This window comes from Stenotrophomonas sp. yr243 (assembly GCF_900184195.1).
In the GTDB taxonomy this organism is placed as follows: domain Bacteria; phylum Pseudomonadota; class Gammaproteobacteria; order Xanthomonadales; family Xanthomonadaceae; genus Stenotrophomonas; species Stenotrophomonas lactitubi.
This window is the reverse complement of sequence record NZ_FXWT01000003.1, coordinates 1-16502: the sequence shown is the minus strand read 5'-3', so window position 1 is coordinate 16502 and position 16502 is coordinate 1. Positions and strand designations below refer to the sequence as shown.

Annotated in this window: 15 protein-coding genes and 1 pseudogene; 5 read left to right on the top strand and 11 right to left on the bottom strand. The window is 66.1% G+C overall.

Annotation, left to right across the window (positions count from 1 at the left end; genetic code table 11):
• Positions 1-132: 132 nt before the first annotated feature.
• The 4 genes and pseudogenes from gorA to QOL57_RS12810 all read right to left on the bottom strand — a co-directional run bounded on the left by gorA (position 133) and on the right by QOL57_RS12810 (position 3520).
• The gene (gorA, locus tag QOL57_RS12820; protein ID WP_089236349.1) at positions 133-1491 is read right to left on the bottom strand and encodes a glutathione-disulfide reductase; all 1359 of its coding nucleotides are present in this window, start codon (positions 1489-1491) and stop codon (positions 133-135) included.
• Positions 1488-1630 (bottom strand): annotated as a pseudogene (locus tag QOL57_RS21440) (amino acid dehydrogenase); the annotation flags it as partial. The pseudogene QOL57_RS21440 and the gene gorA, both read right to left, overlap by 4 nt.
• A gap of 63 nt (positions 1631-1693) precedes the next feature.
• A complete protein-coding gene (locus QOL57_RS12815; RefSeq protein ID WP_089236350.1) occupies positions 1694-2938 on the bottom strand; it encodes a DUF418 domain-containing protein in 1245 nt (414 codons plus the stop codon).
• A 99-nt stretch (positions 2939-3037) separates the two neighbouring features.
• Entirely contained in the window at positions 3038-3520 is a 483-nt protein-coding gene (locus QOL57_RS12810; RefSeq protein WP_025876084.1) for a peptidylprolyl isomerase, read from the bottom strand.
• A gap of 111 nt (positions 3521-3631) precedes the next feature.
• Here QOL57_RS12810 and QOL57_RS12805 point away from each other — a divergent pair, with 111 nt between their 5' ends.
• The 3 genes from QOL57_RS12805 (at position 3632) to QOL57_RS12795 (ending at position 6661) form a co-directional block, all read left to right on the top strand.
• Positions 3632-4171 (top strand): C40 family peptidase, encoded by a 540-nt coding sequence (locus tag QOL57_RS12805; protein WP_089236351.1) that lies wholly within the window; start codon positions 3632-3634, stop codon positions 4169-4171.
• 132 nt (positions 4172-4303) lie between these two features.
• The gene (locus QOL57_RS12800; RefSeq protein WP_089236352.1) at positions 4304-5080 is read left to right on the top strand and encodes a C40 family peptidase; all 777 of its coding nucleotides are present in this window, start codon (positions 4304-4306) and stop codon (positions 5078-5080) included.
• Positions 5081-5308: 228 nt separating this feature from the next.
• Positions 5309-6661, top strand: a complete 1353-nt coding sequence (locus QOL57_RS12795) for a sigma-54 dependent transcriptional regulator (RefSeq protein WP_089238037.1) — start codon at positions 5309-5311, stop codon at positions 6659-6661.
• Positions 6662-6705: 44 nt separating this feature from the next.
• Here the strand turns inward: QOL57_RS12795 and QOL57_RS12790 are convergent, their stop codons facing one another.
• From QOL57_RS12790 to QOL57_RS12760, 7 genes are all read right to left on the bottom strand, one after another.
• Positions 6706-7995, bottom strand: coding sequence for a transporter (locus QOL57_RS12790; protein ID WP_089236353.1), 1290 nt, complete (start codon positions 7993-7995; stop codon positions 6706-6708).
• 45 nt (positions 7996-8040) lie between these two features.
• Positions 8041-8793 (bottom strand): hypothetical protein, encoded by a 753-nt coding sequence (locus QOL57_RS12785; protein ID WP_089236354.1) that lies wholly within the window; start codon positions 8791-8793, stop codon positions 8041-8043.
• 13 nt (positions 8794-8806) lie between these two features.
• A complete protein-coding gene (locus tag QOL57_RS12780; protein ID WP_089236355.1) occupies positions 8807-9511 on the bottom strand; it encodes a C39 family peptidase in 705 nt (234 codons plus the stop codon).
• Between the two features lie 140 nt (positions 9512-9651).
• Positions 9652-11034, bottom strand: a complete 1383-nt coding sequence (locus tag QOL57_RS12775; RefSeq protein ID WP_089236356.1) for an adhesin — start codon at positions 11032-11034, stop codon at positions 9652-9654.
• Positions 11035-11076: 42 nt separating this feature from the next.
• Positions 11077-11691, bottom strand: a complete 615-nt coding sequence (locus QOL57_RS12770) for a hypothetical protein (protein WP_089236357.1) — start codon at positions 11689-11691, stop codon at positions 11077-11079.
• Complete coding sequence (locus QOL57_RS12765) at positions 11688-12227, bottom strand: hypothetical protein (RefSeq protein WP_089236358.1); 540 nt, start codon at positions 12225-12227, stop codon at positions 11688-11690. Before QOL57_RS12765 ends, QOL57_RS12770 begins: the two co-directional genes overlap by 4 nt.
• Positions 12228-12457: 230 nt before the next feature.
• Positions 12458-13792: a dicarboxylate/amino acid:cation symporter gene (locus QOL57_RS12760; RefSeq protein ID WP_025876066.1), complete on the bottom strand. Its 1335-nt coding sequence runs from the start codon at positions 13790-13792 to the stop codon at positions 12458-12460.
• Positions 13793-13946: 154 nt separating this feature from the next.
• On the opposite strand from QOL57_RS12760, the gene QOL57_RS12755 reads away from it, so the two are divergent.
• Together QOL57_RS12755 and QOL57_RS12750 are read left to right on the top strand one after the other, a co-directional pair.
• On the top strand, positions 13947-15653 hold the full coding sequence (locus QOL57_RS12755) for an alkaline phosphatase (RefSeq protein ID WP_089236359.1): 1707 nt from the start codon (positions 13947-13949) through the stop codon (positions 15651-15653).
• Positions 15650-16195 (top strand): WG repeat-containing protein, encoded by a 546-nt coding sequence (locus QOL57_RS12750; RefSeq protein ID WP_089236360.1) that lies wholly within the window; start codon positions 15650-15652, stop codon positions 16193-16195. Before QOL57_RS12755 ends, QOL57_RS12750 begins: the two co-directional genes overlap by 4 nt.
• The last annotated feature ends 307 nt before the right edge of the window (positions 16196-16502 follow it).

Genomic DNA, 16502 nt, shown 5'->3' with positions numbered 1-16502 from the left:
TGCTGTTGCTTCTGCTGTTGCTTCTGCTGTTGCTTCTGCTGTTGCTTCTGCTGTTGCTTCTGCTGTTGCTGTTGCTGTTGCTGTTGCTGTTGCTGTTGCCGGCCAGCGGCCGGCACTACCGTAAGTGTCGGCTCAGCGCATCAACACCACTTCTTCAGCAGACGTCGGGTGAATCGCTACCGTATCGTCGAACTGCGCCTTGGTCGCGCCCATCTTCACCGCCACCGCGAAACCCTGCAGGATCTCATCCGCCGCTTCGCCGAGCAGGTGCACGCCGACCACACGCTCTTCCGGCCCGGCACAGACCATCTTGAACAGGCTGCGCTGGGTGCCGTTGGCCAGTGCCTGCAGCATCGGCCGGAACCGGCTGTGGTACACCGTCACCTGCTCGAAGCGCGCACGTGCGTCTTCCTCGCTCATGCCCACTGCGCCCAGCGGCGGGTGCGAGAACACCACGCTGGCCACGTTGTCATAGTCCATCTTCGCGTCCGGGCGGCCACCGAACAGACGATCCATCAGACGGCGCGATGCAGCCACGGCAACCGGCGTCAGGCCGACCTTGCCAGCGATGTCACCGACCGCATGCACGCTCGGCACCGCCGTGGTCTGCCACTCGTCCACCTCCACCTGCTGGTGTTCGCCGATGCCGATGCCCAGCGCTTCCAGGCCCAGATCCCTGCTGTTGCCGCGCCGGCCGGTCGCGAAGAACACGGCGTCGAACACGCTGTCGATCGGGCCGTCATGGCCGAGAGCGCGCACGCGCTCGCCGTCGCGCTTCAACTCACGCAGGCGGTAATCGAAGTGGATGCGAACACCCTGCTGGCGCAGGTTCTCGGCCAGCTGCGCGGTCAGCTCGTAGTCGAAGCGCTCCAGCAGGCGACTGCCACGTACCAGCAGGCTCACCTTGCTGCCCAGCGCCTGCAACAACCCGGCAAGTTCCACCGCGATATAGCCGCCGCCGATGATGGCGACCTCGGCCGGTGCCGCACGCAGGTCGAAGAAATCGTCGGACACCAGGCCCAGTTCGGCGCCGGGAATGTCGGGCCGCTGCGGATGGGCGCCGGTAGCGATGAGGATCTGTGCAGCGCTGTACTGCACGCCATCACTGCACGCCACGGTGTGCGCATCCAGCAGATGGCCACGGGCCGGAATACGCACCACGCCGGTTTCATCCAGACGCTTGTGATAACTGGTGTGGATGTTGCTGATGTAGGCCTGGCGATGGATCACCAGTTCTTTCCACGACAGCGCCGGACGCGCGTCCACGTCGAAGCCCATCGCGCTGGCCAGGTTTATGCGCTCGGCCAGATCGGCCGCCAGCCACATCGCCTTCTTCGGCACGCAACCTACATTCACGCAGGTGCCGCCCAGTCCACCCGGCTCCAGCAGGGCAACACGCTTGCCATGCTGCGCAGCGCGGATGGCGCCGGCCAGGCCAGCGGAACCGCCGCCAAGGACGATCAGATCGTAGTCATAAGAAGGAGTGTTCATCGGAATCGCTCGGGTCGACAGGGAACAGGATCGATGGCGGGCGTGCGCCCGCAGAGAAGATCGGCGGGCAGCTGGCTGACGCAGGCGCTCATGCTGCTGCGAGCATGCCATGGCCCGCTGCAGGCCAGACGTGAGGGTGTACAGCGACACGCGTGGCGATGCACGCAGCCACGCAGGAAGATGGGCGCGTGGCCTGCATCGATCACCCCTGCCCGGCCCCACGGCGCATCGCTGGCCACTGCCGGTACGTCATCGCACGCCACAACCATTCCATCGGACCGAAGCGGAAACGGCGCAGCCAAAGATGGCTGAGGATTACCTGCACAGCGAACAGCAGCAATGCCAACAGCAGCTGCCAAGCACGCGGCACTGCATCGAACCACCCCAGCCCGTAGTGATAGAACAGCAACGTACAGACCAGCGATTGACCAAGGTAATGGGTCAGCGCCATCCGGCCGACCGGCGCCAGCCAGCCCATGCGCGCACGCCAGTGCACGATCCAGGCCAGATAGCCCAGGCACATCGGCACGCCGCCCACGGCCACCAGTGCCATTGCCGCAGTGGTCGGCAGGTCATAGACACCCGGCGCCAGATAGGGCTTCCACAACACACCCGCCAGGGTGACCAGCAGGCCCAGAGGCAGCGCGACCCAGCGCAGGCCGGCATATAACCGGGGGAAACGCTCGGGCGCGGTCAATGCGCCGCTGCCAGCGAACCAGGCACCCAGCAGGAACATACCCAGCACTTCGGGTCCGGAAATGAACATGCCGCCCAGCGACGCGCCGAACTCATGCAGGCGCTGCACGTTGGCCTGCAGCCAGTCGCCCTGGCCATACACCAGACGTTGCTGGTCGATGCCCTGCTGCGCATCGACCAGCATTTTCTGCAGGTCCTGCGGGGTGGCCATCGACACCATTGCGCCGACCAGCAGCATCAGCGCGACACCCAGTGCATACACCAGCAGCCCCATCCACGGCAGCCAGCTGCGCGGTGCTTCGCGGCAGGCCAGCAACGGCAGCGAGGCCAAGGCATACAACACCAGGATGTCGCCGGACCAGACCAGCAATGCGTGGCACAGGCCGATCAGCAGGAGCCCGGCGCTGCGGCGCAGGTAGAACGGCGTGAACGGGCGGCCCGCTGCCTCGGCACGCTGGGCCATCACCGCAAAGCCCGCCCCGAACAGCAGCGAGAACAGGGTGAAGAATTTTCCCTGCACGAACACATAGACGAAGGCATCGGCCCAGTAGTCGATGCCCTGCCAATGCGCGTCGATGCCCGTAAAGGCCAGGTCCAGCGGCCCGCTGAGGGCCTCGATGTTCATCAGCAGGATGCCCAGCAGGGCAAACCCGCGCAGTACGTCCAGCAGGGCGATGCGTTCGCCGGAAGCCACCGGTTGCAGGGAAGGGGAAGCGGTGTTCACGGGGCATCCGGCGTGCAGGTCCGTCATTATGCCGCCGGCCTGCGGACCATGGATGGCTCCGCCCTGTTCCACATACGCAACGGCCCGCCGAAGCGGGCCGTTGCTGCCATCACGATCGCAGCGCGATCAGTGCTGGTGACCGCCGTCGCCGTGGACGTGGCCGTGTTCGAGCTCTTCCTTGCCGGCTTCGCGCACGTCGACGATCTCGACGTCGAAATGCAGGTCCTTGCCGGCCATCGGGTGGTTCAGGTCGACGTCGACCACGCTCATGCCGACCTTCTGCACGGTCACGGCACGCGGGCCGAAGTTGGTCTGCAGCACGACCTGCTGGCCCGGGACCAGCTTGGCGGTACCGAAGTGCTTCTTCGGCACGCGCTGGGACAGGCCATCACGGCGCTCGCCGTAGGCATCGGCCGCCTTGACGTCGACGTCGAAGGTCGCGCCGGCTTCCTTGTCCATCATGGCGTTTTCCAGGCCCGGGATGATGTTGCCGTGGCCGATCAGGATCGCCAGCGGCTCGCCGCGGTCCTTGGACGATTCGATCGGCTCCTGGCCGGCCTCGGAGACGGTGTAGTGGAAGCGGACAACGCGGTCTTTTTCGATCTTCATGCGCAACTCTGTCTGGATCTGCCGGAGGCAGGCGGGTTGGGGCGGGTTGTCGCCCGGCGGGGACGCCGCCATCATGACGGCCAATCCAAGGTCGCGCATTATCCGGAGAACATGCACATCACGCCAGTTTCGTCCGGCACGCGCCGGCGCCTCACGCCCGCCCTGCTGCTCGCCCTGCCCCTTCTGCTGACCGCCTGTGGCGGCGGCAAGGCCGTCCGTTCCACACCGCCACCGCCTGCGGCAAGCTGGCCCAGTACCACACCGGACAACCCCGAGGCCGCCAATTCGGTGCTGATGCGCGCCATCAGCCTGGTCGGCACGCCCTACCGCTACGGCGGCAACACGCCCGAATCCGGCTTCGACTGCAGCGGGCTGGTCGCCTACGTCTACCGTGAAATGCTGGACCTGAAGCTGCCGCGGACCTCACGCGACCTGGCGGCGGTACAGGGCCCGAAGATCGACCCGAAGCGCCTGGCGACCGGCGACCTGGTCTTTTTTGGCAGCCGCGGCAATGTCAGTCACGTGGGGATCTACGTGGGCGAAGGTCGATTCGTGCACGCCCCGAGCACCGGCGGAACGGTGCGCCTGGATTCGCTCAGCGGACCCTACTGGAAGGACCACTACACAGGGGCGAAACGCGTCCTTCGCTAAAATGAACAGGCGATATGTTCAAAATTGTGACCGGCATCACTGCGCAACTAACGATTTACTAACGGAATTTTTAACTTATTACCGCTTTTACAGGGCATGATGCCCCATCGTTTTTTTCCTTGTGACCGACGCGTGACGACAAACGACCCGACGTGCCAAGGCCAGACCGCCGCTTCTTCGCGTAGTGTCCGCCCGCTTCTGCTGGGCTTGGCATTGTGTCTGACCAGCCTTCCCGCCTGGTCGCAGTCCGCTCCCACCCGTACCGATGCGACCCCGGCTGCCACCGCCGAGACCGCTCCCCGCGCAGCCGCCAAGGCCGACGTCACCGCTCCGCAGCGCAGCCGCGCCGATGCCGCCGCCAGCGCGACTCTGGCCGCCCTGCTGCCGCACCTGGCCGCCAATGACACCATTCCCCTGATGGACCGCTCGGCCATGGTGGCCGGTGACCTCAGTCGCCTCCTCGCCAATTACGACACCAGCAGCGCCGCCAATGGCAGCGTCGTGGTCGGTACCGCTGCCGACAACGGCAAGGTGCAGTCGCTGCTGCGCCGGGCCATGACCCTGCTCGGCACCCCGTACCGTTGGGGTGGCAGCAATCCGGACAGCGGCTTCGACTGCAGCGGCCTGGTCGGTTATGTGTTCCGCTCTGCGCTGGGCATCGAGCTGCCGCGCGTCTCGCGTGAAATGGCGCATGACGCCAATGCCGAACTGATCAACGACCGCGCCGCCCTGGCCGCAGGCGATCTGGTGTTCTTCGGCCGCAAGGGCCGGGTCGACCACGTCGGCATCTACGTGGGCGATGGCCGCTTCCTGCATGCCCCGAGCACCGGCAAGGACGTCCGCGTCGACACCCTGCTCAGTGGCTACTGGGGCAACAAGTTCATGCAGGCCCGCCGGGTCGACCTCTGATTCGAGGCCGTCCGCGCTTGACCTGACAAGCCGCTGCCCTGCAGCGGCTTTTTTGTTGGCTGACGGGAAACATGGCCGCTGCTCGACGCATGCTGCGTTGGTCATTGATGTCACGGTCCGTTTGGGCCGCAACCGGCCACCCACGCGTGGCCGCAGCATCCCGGCGTGGGGCGGCACACCGATGATGACCTGTCAGCCGCCCGCGTTGCCCGGATGCTGGGGGAAGGCATGGCGGCAAGCCTGGAAATTCCATCGCGCTGCGTGATCTGGTTCGGCCAGCCACCGGCCGCCGAGCGCGGCGCGCTGGCGGCCGCCGGATGGCAACTGCGCTGTGTCAGCCCTGCGCCTGCCATGGCCATTGGCCTGCGCGGCCGCGATCATCTGGTCGCCGTCGTCGATCTTCGCCATCTGGATGCAGAGGCGGCGCAGTTGTTGCTGCCGTGGATCGAAAAGCACCATCACCTGCCGTGGTTGGCCGTGCTGCCCGCGGGGCTGGGCAGTCCTCCACCGGCCTGGGGGGCGCTGCTGCGGGCCTGCCAGGATCAGTTCTCTCTGCCGCTGGAGCTTCCCGATCTCCTGTCGGCGATGCAGCGCCAGTGCGACGGCGACGACGTGCCGCTTGCCGCGACCCACAACGGTGGCGGTCTTCCCGCACTGATCGGCAACAGCGCCCCCCTGCTGGCCGTCCGCGCTGCCCTGCACAAGTTCGCCCCGGTCGAGCTGCCGGTGCTGGTGACGGGCGAGACCGGCACCGGCAAGGAGCTGGCCGCGCAGGCACTGCATGCGCTGTCCGGGCGTGCGGGAAAGCCCTTCCTGGCGGTGAACTGCGGCGCCATTCCCGCCAACCTGGTCCAGTCCGAACTGTTTGGCCACGAGCGTGGCGCTTTCACCGGTGCCTCCCAGCGTCGCATCGGCCTGTTCGAAGCGGCCCACGGCGGCACCGTATTCCTCGATGAGGTTGGCGACCTGCCCGCGGATGCGCAGACCAGCCTGCTGCGGGTGCTGCAGGAGGGCACGCTGGAACGGGTGGGCAGCAACCAGCCACTGCGGGTGGATGTGCGCGTGCTGGCGGCCACCCATGTCGAACTGGAGCAGGCGGTCGCCCACGGCCGCTTCCGGCGCGATCTCTATTACCGCCTCAACGTGCTGCGCCTGCCGATGCCATCGCTGCGCGAACGCGGCGCCGATGTCCTGCTGCTGGCCGAACACTTCCTGCGCGCATTCCGCCAACGTCATGCCGGCCGCGCCCGTGGTTTCGATCCCGGTGCGCACCAGGCGATGCGCGGGTTCGACTGGCCGGGCAACGTGCGCGAGCTGTTGAACCGCGTACAGCGGGCGGCGATCGTCGCAGAGGGAGAACTGATCAGTGCTGCCGACCTCGATCTGGCCGAACCCGACGCGCCCGCACGGCGTGCGCTGCTGCAGGATGCGCGTGGCCAGGTGGAGCGCGATGTACTGCTGCAGGCCCTGCGCCAGCATGGCTACAACGTGTCGGCGTGCGCGCGGCACATGCAGATCTCGCGGGTGACGGTCTATCGGTTGTGCCGCAAACATCATCTTGAGCTGCCGACGCAGCGCTGACCGCTGGCAGCTTGAAGCAGCCGGGCATGGCCCGGCCGCCCTGCTTACAACATGTACGGCACCTTGAAGGCCAGCGTGAAGTCCGGCGCATCCGGGGTCAGGCCGATGCCCAGCATCGTCACCAGCGTGGTGTGCTGGTTCAACGCGTAGGTCACGCCGAGATTGAGCGAGGCCGCATTGGCATCGCTGCCGATCACCTTCACCCATTCACCGCCCTTGAACCGCGTCGAGGCGCGCGTGCTGATCTTGTCGCTGAAGGAAATGCTCAGGCTGGTGCGCTCGTTGAACGCGAAGGCCACGCCGGCACCGAAGTACACCGAACCGCCCAGCTTCACGTCACCGGGGTTGACCGTATCCGGGTTGCTGTCGATATCGCTGAAGCCGCGCGGGAACGAATGGATGTAGCCGGCGTTGGCGAACAGGATGGCCGGATCGGCGGTCTTCACCATCGACACGCCCAGGTTGGCCTGCCACACCCCGTTGCCGGTCGGCTGTTCCTGCGGCACCGCGAAGCGGATGTAGTCATCGTCATCGCGCTCGATCACTTTCCAGTCCAGGCCATAGGGCGCGCGACCCGTTGGAGCAGTCACGCCACCGGTCAGTACCGTCTCCGGGCGCCAGCCGCGTTCGGCGAACAGCCGGTAATTGGCACTCAGGCTGACATCGCCGATGCCACTGCCGTTGGTTTCTTCCTGCGCGATCGCCGCCGCCGCACCGCCGGCGCCACCCTTCTGGTAGACCGTGCGCCTGGCCAGATATGGCACGTCCAGGTTCAAGGTGAGGTTGGGGCTCACGCCCCAGCGCGCGGCCAGGTTGTAGGTCAGCGAATCGGATTCGACGTTCTCGATCGCGATGTTGCCGAGGAAGATCGCATCCAGGGCAAGGAACCCGTTGAGGGTGAGTTGCTTGCGGTCGTAGCGCGCATAGGTGAGGCCGTTCTCGATGGTGAACCGGCGCGAGAACAACGCCGCCTGCTGCTGCTTGACGTCGTCCACGCTGCGCCGTGCCTCCTGCTTGGCCTGCTGTGCCTCGGCCGCGCTGCTGGCATAGCCTTCGCTGCTGGGAGGAACAACGGATGCAGCAGCGGGCGCCAACGGCGCAGCGGGCGTCGCTCCGGGGCCTGCGCGACCACTCAGCCGCGCCTGCATCGCCTGCACCTGCATGTCCAGTTCGCGCAGGCGGCGTACCTCTTGTGCGTAATTGGCCTTGAGCTGTTCCAGTTGCGCGATCAGTGCCTGCATGTCGGCGCCCTCATTGGGCGCAGGCTGCTGGGCGAAGGCAGTGGCCGCCAGCGCCGCCAGCGCCAGCGGAGTAAGCCGGAAGAGAGTGTGCATGTCGGTGACCTGCGTTGTACGTCGATTCCCCCTGACCGGGCCGTGTTACTGGCCCGGGCCCATGCCGCGGTTCATCCCGATCGCCTGGGCCACGTTCTGGCTCAAGGGCAGGTTGTTGGCCGCGGTGTTGCGTACCAGCTCCAGCTGCAGCCGGTTGCTGGCCGTCTGTCCATCGCCAGCCAAGGCAATGCCCTGCCCCACGCTGCCATTGCGGATCCACTGCTGTACCAGGCTCTGCCCGTCGACCTGCAGCAGCAGGCGCGCCTGGTTGCCATCAAGCATGGCCGTGGCGGTAGCGCCGCCCTGCTGTGCCTGCACCATGCGGCTGCCGTCGTCGGTCATCGCTGTCGGCACCGCGCCATCACGCACGGTCAGTGTGGTCACGTTGCGCGCAGTGTTGCCATCGCCGGCTACCTGCACGCTCTGCACCAGTCCACTGGCATTGGCCAGGCCGGCACTGTCGATGCTGCGCCCTGCCGTCGTCGGCAACGGTGCGTCAGCGGCGGTGACGTGGACGCTGGGCTGGAAGCTCAGTTTCGGTGTCCCGCCATTGCGGAAATCCATGCCCAGGGTCAGCGCGCCCTGCACCACCGCACCATTGGGCCCCTGCCACTGCGAAATCATCGTCACCCCGAACCACGCCACGTTGTTGCCACCGACGGTGTAGCGGCCACGCATCAGGTTCAGTTCGGGATCAGGTATTTCCTTCAGACCACGCCCTGGTGCACCGTCTGCCGCCATCAACGGCGACACCGACAGCATCAGCAGCAGGGCGAGTACTACACGTTGGCATTGCATGATCGTGCCTCCTTCAGAACAGGTCGGCATGGCTGAAGCCGAAATCGACCAGTTCGGCATCGGTGATCGGTCCCTGCCGCGCATACAACGCGCGGGCACTGGGCCGTTCGCTGGGTTGCAGCAGCGCCGTATTGCGATCGAAGTCGCTGCCGATCACGACGAAAACAGCACGTGACGGCCAGGCGGCGCTGAACTCGGCCAGCGACAGGCTGCGGTTGCCCAGGATCGGGTCGGCCACTTCCACCACGCCGTCGCGCACCTGCTTGAGCACGACGAAATGCCGGAAGCCGCGTACATCCATCAGCACCAGTCCAGGAACCCGCAACGTGCGCAGGCGCGATTCATCGATGCGATAGCCGCGTCCACGCATGCCCAGCGATTCGACATAGCGTTTGATGTCCAACAACGAGAAACCGCGTTCCTTGACCAGCTGTGGATCGGATACCCCCATCATTCCCTCGATCACCGTCGCCTCGGTGGTGTCCAGGTGGTAGGCATAACGCAGGATGGTGGCCAGAGCGGCCGCCCCGCAGCTGTAGTCGGTGTGCTGCCGCACCAGGTTGCGATAACGCCGCTCCTGCATGCTTTCCACCTTCTGCTGCAGCAGCGCGCCATTGGGCAGCACTCCGCTGAACACCACCTCGCCTGCCCAGCCAGGTGCGCTGGTCAGCAGCAGCAGGCAGGGCAGCAAACGCAACCACCAGCGATGACCGGCCATGCTGTTCTCCACGAGAAGGAAGGAGCCCCTGCCCCAAGGGGGAGGAGGGACAGGGGCTCCCGGGGGAACCCGGCCATTGGCGGATGGCCGGGCTTGTTGCGCTCAACGCAGGTTCGCTGCGAAAGCGGTCACACCGTGGATCATTCGCCGCCGCCGGTCCCACCGCCGGTGCTCGGCTGTGCCACGGCCAATGCCAGGCTGTTGGCCTGCAGGTTGCCGGTACCCGATGCCACGTTCACGCCGATGTTGCCGGACGCGCCGGAGAACGCGCTGCCGGACAGTGCGGAGGTGTTGGTCGCATTGACGTTCACCCAGCGGGTGGTGCTGACCGTGCCGCTGAGGCTGGCATACAGGTCGGCCACGCCCAGCTCGACGAACTGGCTGGTGCCGCTTTCACGCGTATCGAAGCCCAGGCCACCCACTCCCGGCCGGTTCGGATTCATCGTTGCGTTCTGGATCTCGTTGTCCAGATCGATGTGCCCGGTCGCGTTGCCACCCGGATGCGGCAGATCGCCACTCCACGTATCGAGGTAGTAGTTGGCCATCTGGTAGGCATTGCCGGTGCCACGATAGGTACCGGCACCCACGGCCAGGGTACCGCCAGCGACGCGACCGCTCAGGCCGACCTGCACCGTATCGGTGTAGGACTGCACGAAGCCGGCGTTGGACACGGTGTTGCCGGTGGACACCTGGTTGGAGCTGATGCTCGACTGCGCCATCGCACTGGTGGCTACCGATGCAGCAAGTGCGTTCTTCTGCTCGTTGTTGTTGCCCGAAGCGATGTTCACACCGATGTTGCCCGATGCACCGCCGAAGGCATTGCCACCGAGGCCAGCGGCGTTGGTGACGCCGGAGTTCATGGTGGTGTTGCCGAAGCCGGCCTGGTTGACGAACACCTCGGCGTCGGCCATGCCGAAGCTGAAGGAGGCATCCGCCGCCGACAGCGAAGCAGCATTGTCCTGCGCGTTGTTGTCACCAGCCACCACGTTGAAGCCGAGGTTGCCGGAGGCACCGGCGCCGACATCATCGGCGATCGAAGCGCTGTTGGTGACCAGGCTGTTGCCGGTGAGGTTGTTGCTGATCGACTGGCGGTTGTCGATCACGGCGATGGCGGCCGAATCCAGATCGATGTCACCGGTGATGGTCGGATCGCCGGAGAAGTTGATGTCCGAACTCAGCCGCAGGTCCTTCTCCAGGTTCACGTCGACGCCGTGGTTGTTCTTTTCCTTGCGCTCGTCGGCCTGGATGTTGCTGTTCTTCTGCACCTGCTCGTTGACGTTCACCGTGCGATTGCGGGTCACGTTCGAGGTGTCGGTGTTGTTGCGTACCGTGGTGTTGCTGCGGGTCCAGTTGCGGACTTCGTTGTCGGTATGGTTGTGCGTGTCGTTGCGGGTTTCGGTCACGACGTGGTTGTGGTTGATGTTCGCATTGGCGTTCTGGTTGTCCCAGCCATTGGCCGCAGCAGCGGTCGAGGCAGTGGCAATTGCCATGGCGAGTACGGTCTTTTTGACAGTCGCTTTCATGGTGCCCTCTCTCTCATCAGTGATACATCGGGTGGGTGGTACTCACGGGTTGCCCTGCACGACCAGGCCCAGAACATTGGCCGTATCGTTTCGCGCTCCCGCGATCTGATTGAGTTGCAGGACACCGTCGAAGCCCCGCAGTGCCGTCGAGGAAACGCCGACACTGCGGATACCCGCCGCAACACCGTCACCGGTATCGCCCTGCCCCCCTGCTGACGCGATGTCCGAGGCGGCCAACGCCGTGTCATCGGACTCGCGTATTCCTTGCCGGGCCAGCGTCGCGCTGACGACATTGAGCGTCGTGTTGGCGATGCCGCTGGCCTGGTTGATCGATGCAATGCCGCTGGCCCCTGCCAGCGCCTGTCCGGCGATGTGCGCGCTGGCTTCCAGTGGTGCCGACAGCACGACATCGTTGCTGTGCTGCTGCCGTGCGGCGATGGCCACGTCGGCGCGGTCGCCGCTGGCCATGCCATGCAGGTTGGCCTGGATGTTGAGATCGCCCGCCGCCTGGTTGATGGCGATGGCACCACTGGCACCGGCCAGCGCGCGGCCGTCGATGCGGGTCACATCGAGGTAGGCCAGCATGCCGCTGTAGTCGTCGGCCAGGGCTACGGCCGGCACTGCCAGCCAGGCCGCCAGCAGCACTGCGCGCTTCACTTGCCACCCGCCTGCGCCGGTGCGCCCAGCGGGAACTGCGACAGTGCGCCGCGCACGGTATCGCCGATGCCGCGTGTGGTATTGCCGACCGCACCCAGCGGGCCGCTCATCGCACCGCTGAGGCTGCTGCCACTGATCATCCCCTCGCCCGAGCGGCCAAGGGTTCCGCCCAATGCCTGCTGGGTCACCCGCTCGACGGTGGTGACACCGTGCGCGTGCACGCTGCCGGACTGACCGGCGCCGAGACCGGCGTAGTCGTCGTCACTGAGTTCATCCATGCCGCTGGAGGCGCCACTGCTGCCGAGTGCGGCGGCGATCTCATGTTGCGGTTTCGGATCGGCGATCAACGCCACGCCGGGAGGCGCCATGCGGTAGGCCGGTCGCGTAGCGACGTCGCGCAGCAGGACGATCTCACCCGGCTGTGCCTTCACCCCCTGGCGAGCGCCCGAAGCAGCGGCCGCCAGTGGAACGACCAGCGCCAGCAGCAGCGCCAGCTGCCGGCCAGAAACAGTGAAAAGGGTGGTGCTGCCGTCCATGCCGCTCTCCCGTTGCCTATGCGCAGGGAGTGAGCAGCTTTCGTGCCAACACCGGGAGGCCGTCGCAGCAGGGGTTTCACGGGCAACAGCACGGCGGCATGACGCCGCAGTGTTACAACTTCGTTCGGATTCCGTTCGCCTTAACGCGCAGGAAACACCACTGCGCAAGGCGCCATCGGGGCTGTATCAGCCGTGTTACAGGTACTGATACAGCCCGTTGCAGTGCCGCTTCAGGCGCGCGGCGGGCTCGGGTCGGGATCATCGATGCCGACGTTGGTGGACGGGTTGTCGTACACCGTCTGGTCGAGCAGGCCGGTTTCCTTGGCCACCAGCACCGGCACCAGCATCTGACCCGTCACATTGGTCATCGTGCGCATCATGTCCAGGATGCGGTCGATCGCGTACAGATAGCCGATGGTTTCCAGCGGCAGGTTTGCCGCGCTCAGCACCACCGTCGCCATGATCACCGCCGTACCCGGCACACCGGCGGTACCGAAGCTGCCCAGCACCGAAGCGATCAGCACCACCACGTACTGCTCGGGCGTCAGTGGCACACCGCTGTACTGGGCGATGAACACCGCGCACAGCGCCGGATAGATCGCGCCGCAGCCGTCCATCTTGATGCTCGCGCCCAGCGGCACCGCGAACGAACCGTAGTCCTTGTTCACGCCCAGGTTGTGGGTGATCGAACGCAGCGCAACCGGCATCGCCGCGAAGCTGGAGGAACTGACGAAGGCCACCTGCATGCCCGGCGCCGCACCGCGGAAGAACTTCAGCGGATTCAACCCGTGCGCCAGCAGCAGCGCGCTGTACACCACCACGATGTGCAGTGCGCAGGCCACGTACAGCGCCAGCACGAAGTGGCCCAGCGGCAGCAGCTTCTCGAAGCCATAGCTGCCGACCAGGCCGGCAATCAGGCCGAAGGTGCCGATCGGGGTGACTTCCAGCACGAAGCGGGTCACCTGGATCATGATGTCGCTCATCTGCCCGACCAGCTTGCGCGCTTCGGTCACCTTTTCGCCGAGCTTGACGATGGCAAAGCCGACCAGGCCAGCGAAGAAGATCACCGGCAGGATCGAACCACGACCCGCCGCCAGCACGGTCTCACCCGCGGCGTTGACCTTGGTGCCGATACCCGACAGCGCGTAGAACACGTTGGACGGCACCACATCCAGCAGCACCTGCACCACGCTGGGCACTTCGCGCGGCACATAGTTGCTGGCCATCGACAGCTGCAGGCCACCGGCGCCGGGCTGCAGTACCGTACCCACGCCCAGGCCCACGCATACCGCGAGCGCGGCGGTGATCACGAACCACAGGAACGTGCGTCCGCTGAGCGCGGCGACCGATTTCTGGCCGTGCAGCGAAGAGATCGCGTTGATGACCGCGAAGAACACCAGCGGCACCGCGATCATCTTGATCAGGGTGACGTACAGCTCGCCGAGCGGGCCGAACCAGGTTTCAGCCGCCGGGCCAAGCGCCCAGCCGGCCAGCGCACCGAGCACGAAGCCACCGACCACGCGCTGCCAGAATGGAATCCGCAGCCAGGCAGAGACCAGCTTCATAGGCAATCCAAGGGGGTAGGAAGGGATGCTGGCACGATAGCCCAAGGCGGGCCGCAGAACGACCGCCCACGTGGCAAATCAGTGTGTCATCGGCGTGCCTTGCGAGGCCGGGCATAATGAACGTCCCGTTTCACTTTGTGAGATCCCAGCGTCCATGCGTCGTTCCGTCTCCCTGTTGGCCGCCTGCGCCACGACCCTGCTGCTCGGCGCCTGCGCCAGCACCGCCCCCGCGTCCGCTCCGGCCGGCCTGAAGGTCAGCGTCGCCCCCGTTGCCCACCCTGCCGGTGAAACCCCGCAGTGGTGGTACCGCAGCGGTGCCGCCCAGGCGGCCGCCAATGGTGCGATGGCCGGCAAGGCCAAAAACGTCATCCTGTTCCTCGGTGACGGCATGAGCCTGACCACCGTGGCCGCCTCGCGCATCTACGAAGGCCAGCAGAAGGGCGGCTCGGGCGAAGAGAACCTGTTGTCGTGGGAGCGCTTCCCCGCCACCGCGTTCAGCAAGACCTACAACACCGATTCGCAGACGCCGGATTCGGCCGGCACCATGACCGCCATCACCACCGGCGTGAAGACCCACATGGGTGCGATCGGCGTCAGCGCAGGTACCCGTACCGACTGCGCCGACAGCCTGTCCAAAGGCCTGCTGACCTGGCTGCAGCTGGCCGACAGCGCCGGCCTGGCCACTGGCGTGGTCTCCACCGCACGCCTGACCCACGCCACCCCGGCTGCGACCTATGCGCACTCGCCCGAGCGCAACTGGGAAAACGACACCGACCTGACCGAAGCGGCCAAAGCCGCCGGCTGCAAGGACATCGCCCAGCAGCTGCTGTCGACCTCGCGTTACGGCCGTGGCCCGCTGGTCGCCCTGGGCGGCGGTCGTGGTGAATTCACCACCGTGGAAGAGCGCGACCCCGAGTACGACGACAAGGTCGGCCAGCGCCTGGACGGCCGCAGCCTGGTGCAGGAATGGCAGCAGGCGCACCCGCAGGGCGCCTATGTGTGGAACAGCAAGCAACTGCAGGCCGCCGGCAACGCAGCGGCGATCCTCGGCCTGTTCGAGCCGGACCACATGCGCTACGAGTACGAACGTCCGCAGGACCCGGCCGGTGAGCCGAGCCTGGCCGAGCTGACCGCTGCAGCGATCAAGAACCTGTCGCGCCATCAGGAAGGCTACGTGCTGATGATCGAAGGCGCGCGCATCGACCACGCCAACCACAGCGGCAACGCCTACCGTGCACTGACCGAAACCGTGGCCCTGTCCGATGCCGTGCGCGTGGCCAATGAGCTGACCTCGGCCGACGACACGCTGATCATCGTCACCGCCGACCATTCGCACACCCTGAACTTCGTCGGCTACCCGGCCCGTGGCAACCCGATCCTGGGCAAGGTGAAGGACAAGGGCGGCGAAGACGGCGCAGGCAAGCTCGATCTGGCGCTGGATGGCAACGGCCAGCCCTACACCACCCTGAGCTATGCCAACGGCCCCGGCCACACCGGCACCAGCAACCAGCAGCCGGCCGGCCCGAAGCGCTACCCGCACAATCCCAGCAGCTTCGAGCCGGCCAACGGCCGCCCGAACCTGCACGATGTCGATACCGAGCATCCGGATTACATGCAGGAAGCGCTGGTCCCGATGAAGTCCGAATCGCATGGTGGCGAAGACGTCGGCATCTGGGCACGCGGCCCGGGCAGCAAGGCGATCCGCGGCACCCTGGAACAGAACGCGATCTACCACATGATCGTGCAGGCCACCCCGGCCCTGCGCGACCGCCTGTGCAAGGCCGGCACCTGCGACGACAAGGGCGTACCGGTGGAACTGCCGGCACCGGCCACCTTCGAACGCAAGGCTGACAGCAAGTGATGGCACGGCCGGCACGCCCTGCCCTGGCCAGCCTGCGCCATGCGCGCTGGCTGGCCCTGCTGGGCGTGCTGGCCAGCACCTGTGCGTCGGCGCAGGGGCCGGCCTGCAAGGTCATGACCGAAGAACACGGGTTGTGGATGTTGCCAGGCTGCGAGGTCATCGATCACAAGCCGCAGATCAGCGCGGACACCCTGCAGGATCTTCCCTACGACGGCGATGGCCTGGCGCTGGTACAGACCGCCGACGGCTTCCACTACGTCGACCGTCGCGGCCGCAGCCAGGCGGTGATCGCCTGGGACAACGGCGCAGATCCGCTGCAGGAAGGCGTGTTCCGCGGCCGCGTCGGCGATCGCGTGGGCTACTTCAACGCCGCCTTCGAGCAGGTGATTGCGGCCACGTTCGATTTTGCCTGGCCGTTCCAGGACGGTGTGGCCGAGGTCTGCAACGGCTGCCGCCGAGGCACGCCCGATGGCGACGGGCATACGCCGATGGAAGGCGGCGAGTGGTTCCGCATCGATCGTTCCGGTCGACGGCTGAAGTAAGGGGTTTATCGGCAGGGCTGCGCCCTGCACCTGCCGAAGCACAACAGCAACGGCCGAAGCAACAGCAACAGCGGGCATACCGTGGGATGGCGGTGCACTGTGGGTTTGCGGGGACGCCGTAAATCCGTCCATGGAGGCTTGGTCGCCGCATCCATGCGGCTCACACCCCGCAAACCCACAGTGCCCCGCCTTCGACAGTTGGCAGGTGGCCAGTAGATCCACGCCATGCGTGGATGAATCTCTTTCAGATATCGAAATCAATCTGGGGTCAGATCCGTTTTCCTACGGAAAACGGATCTGACCCCAA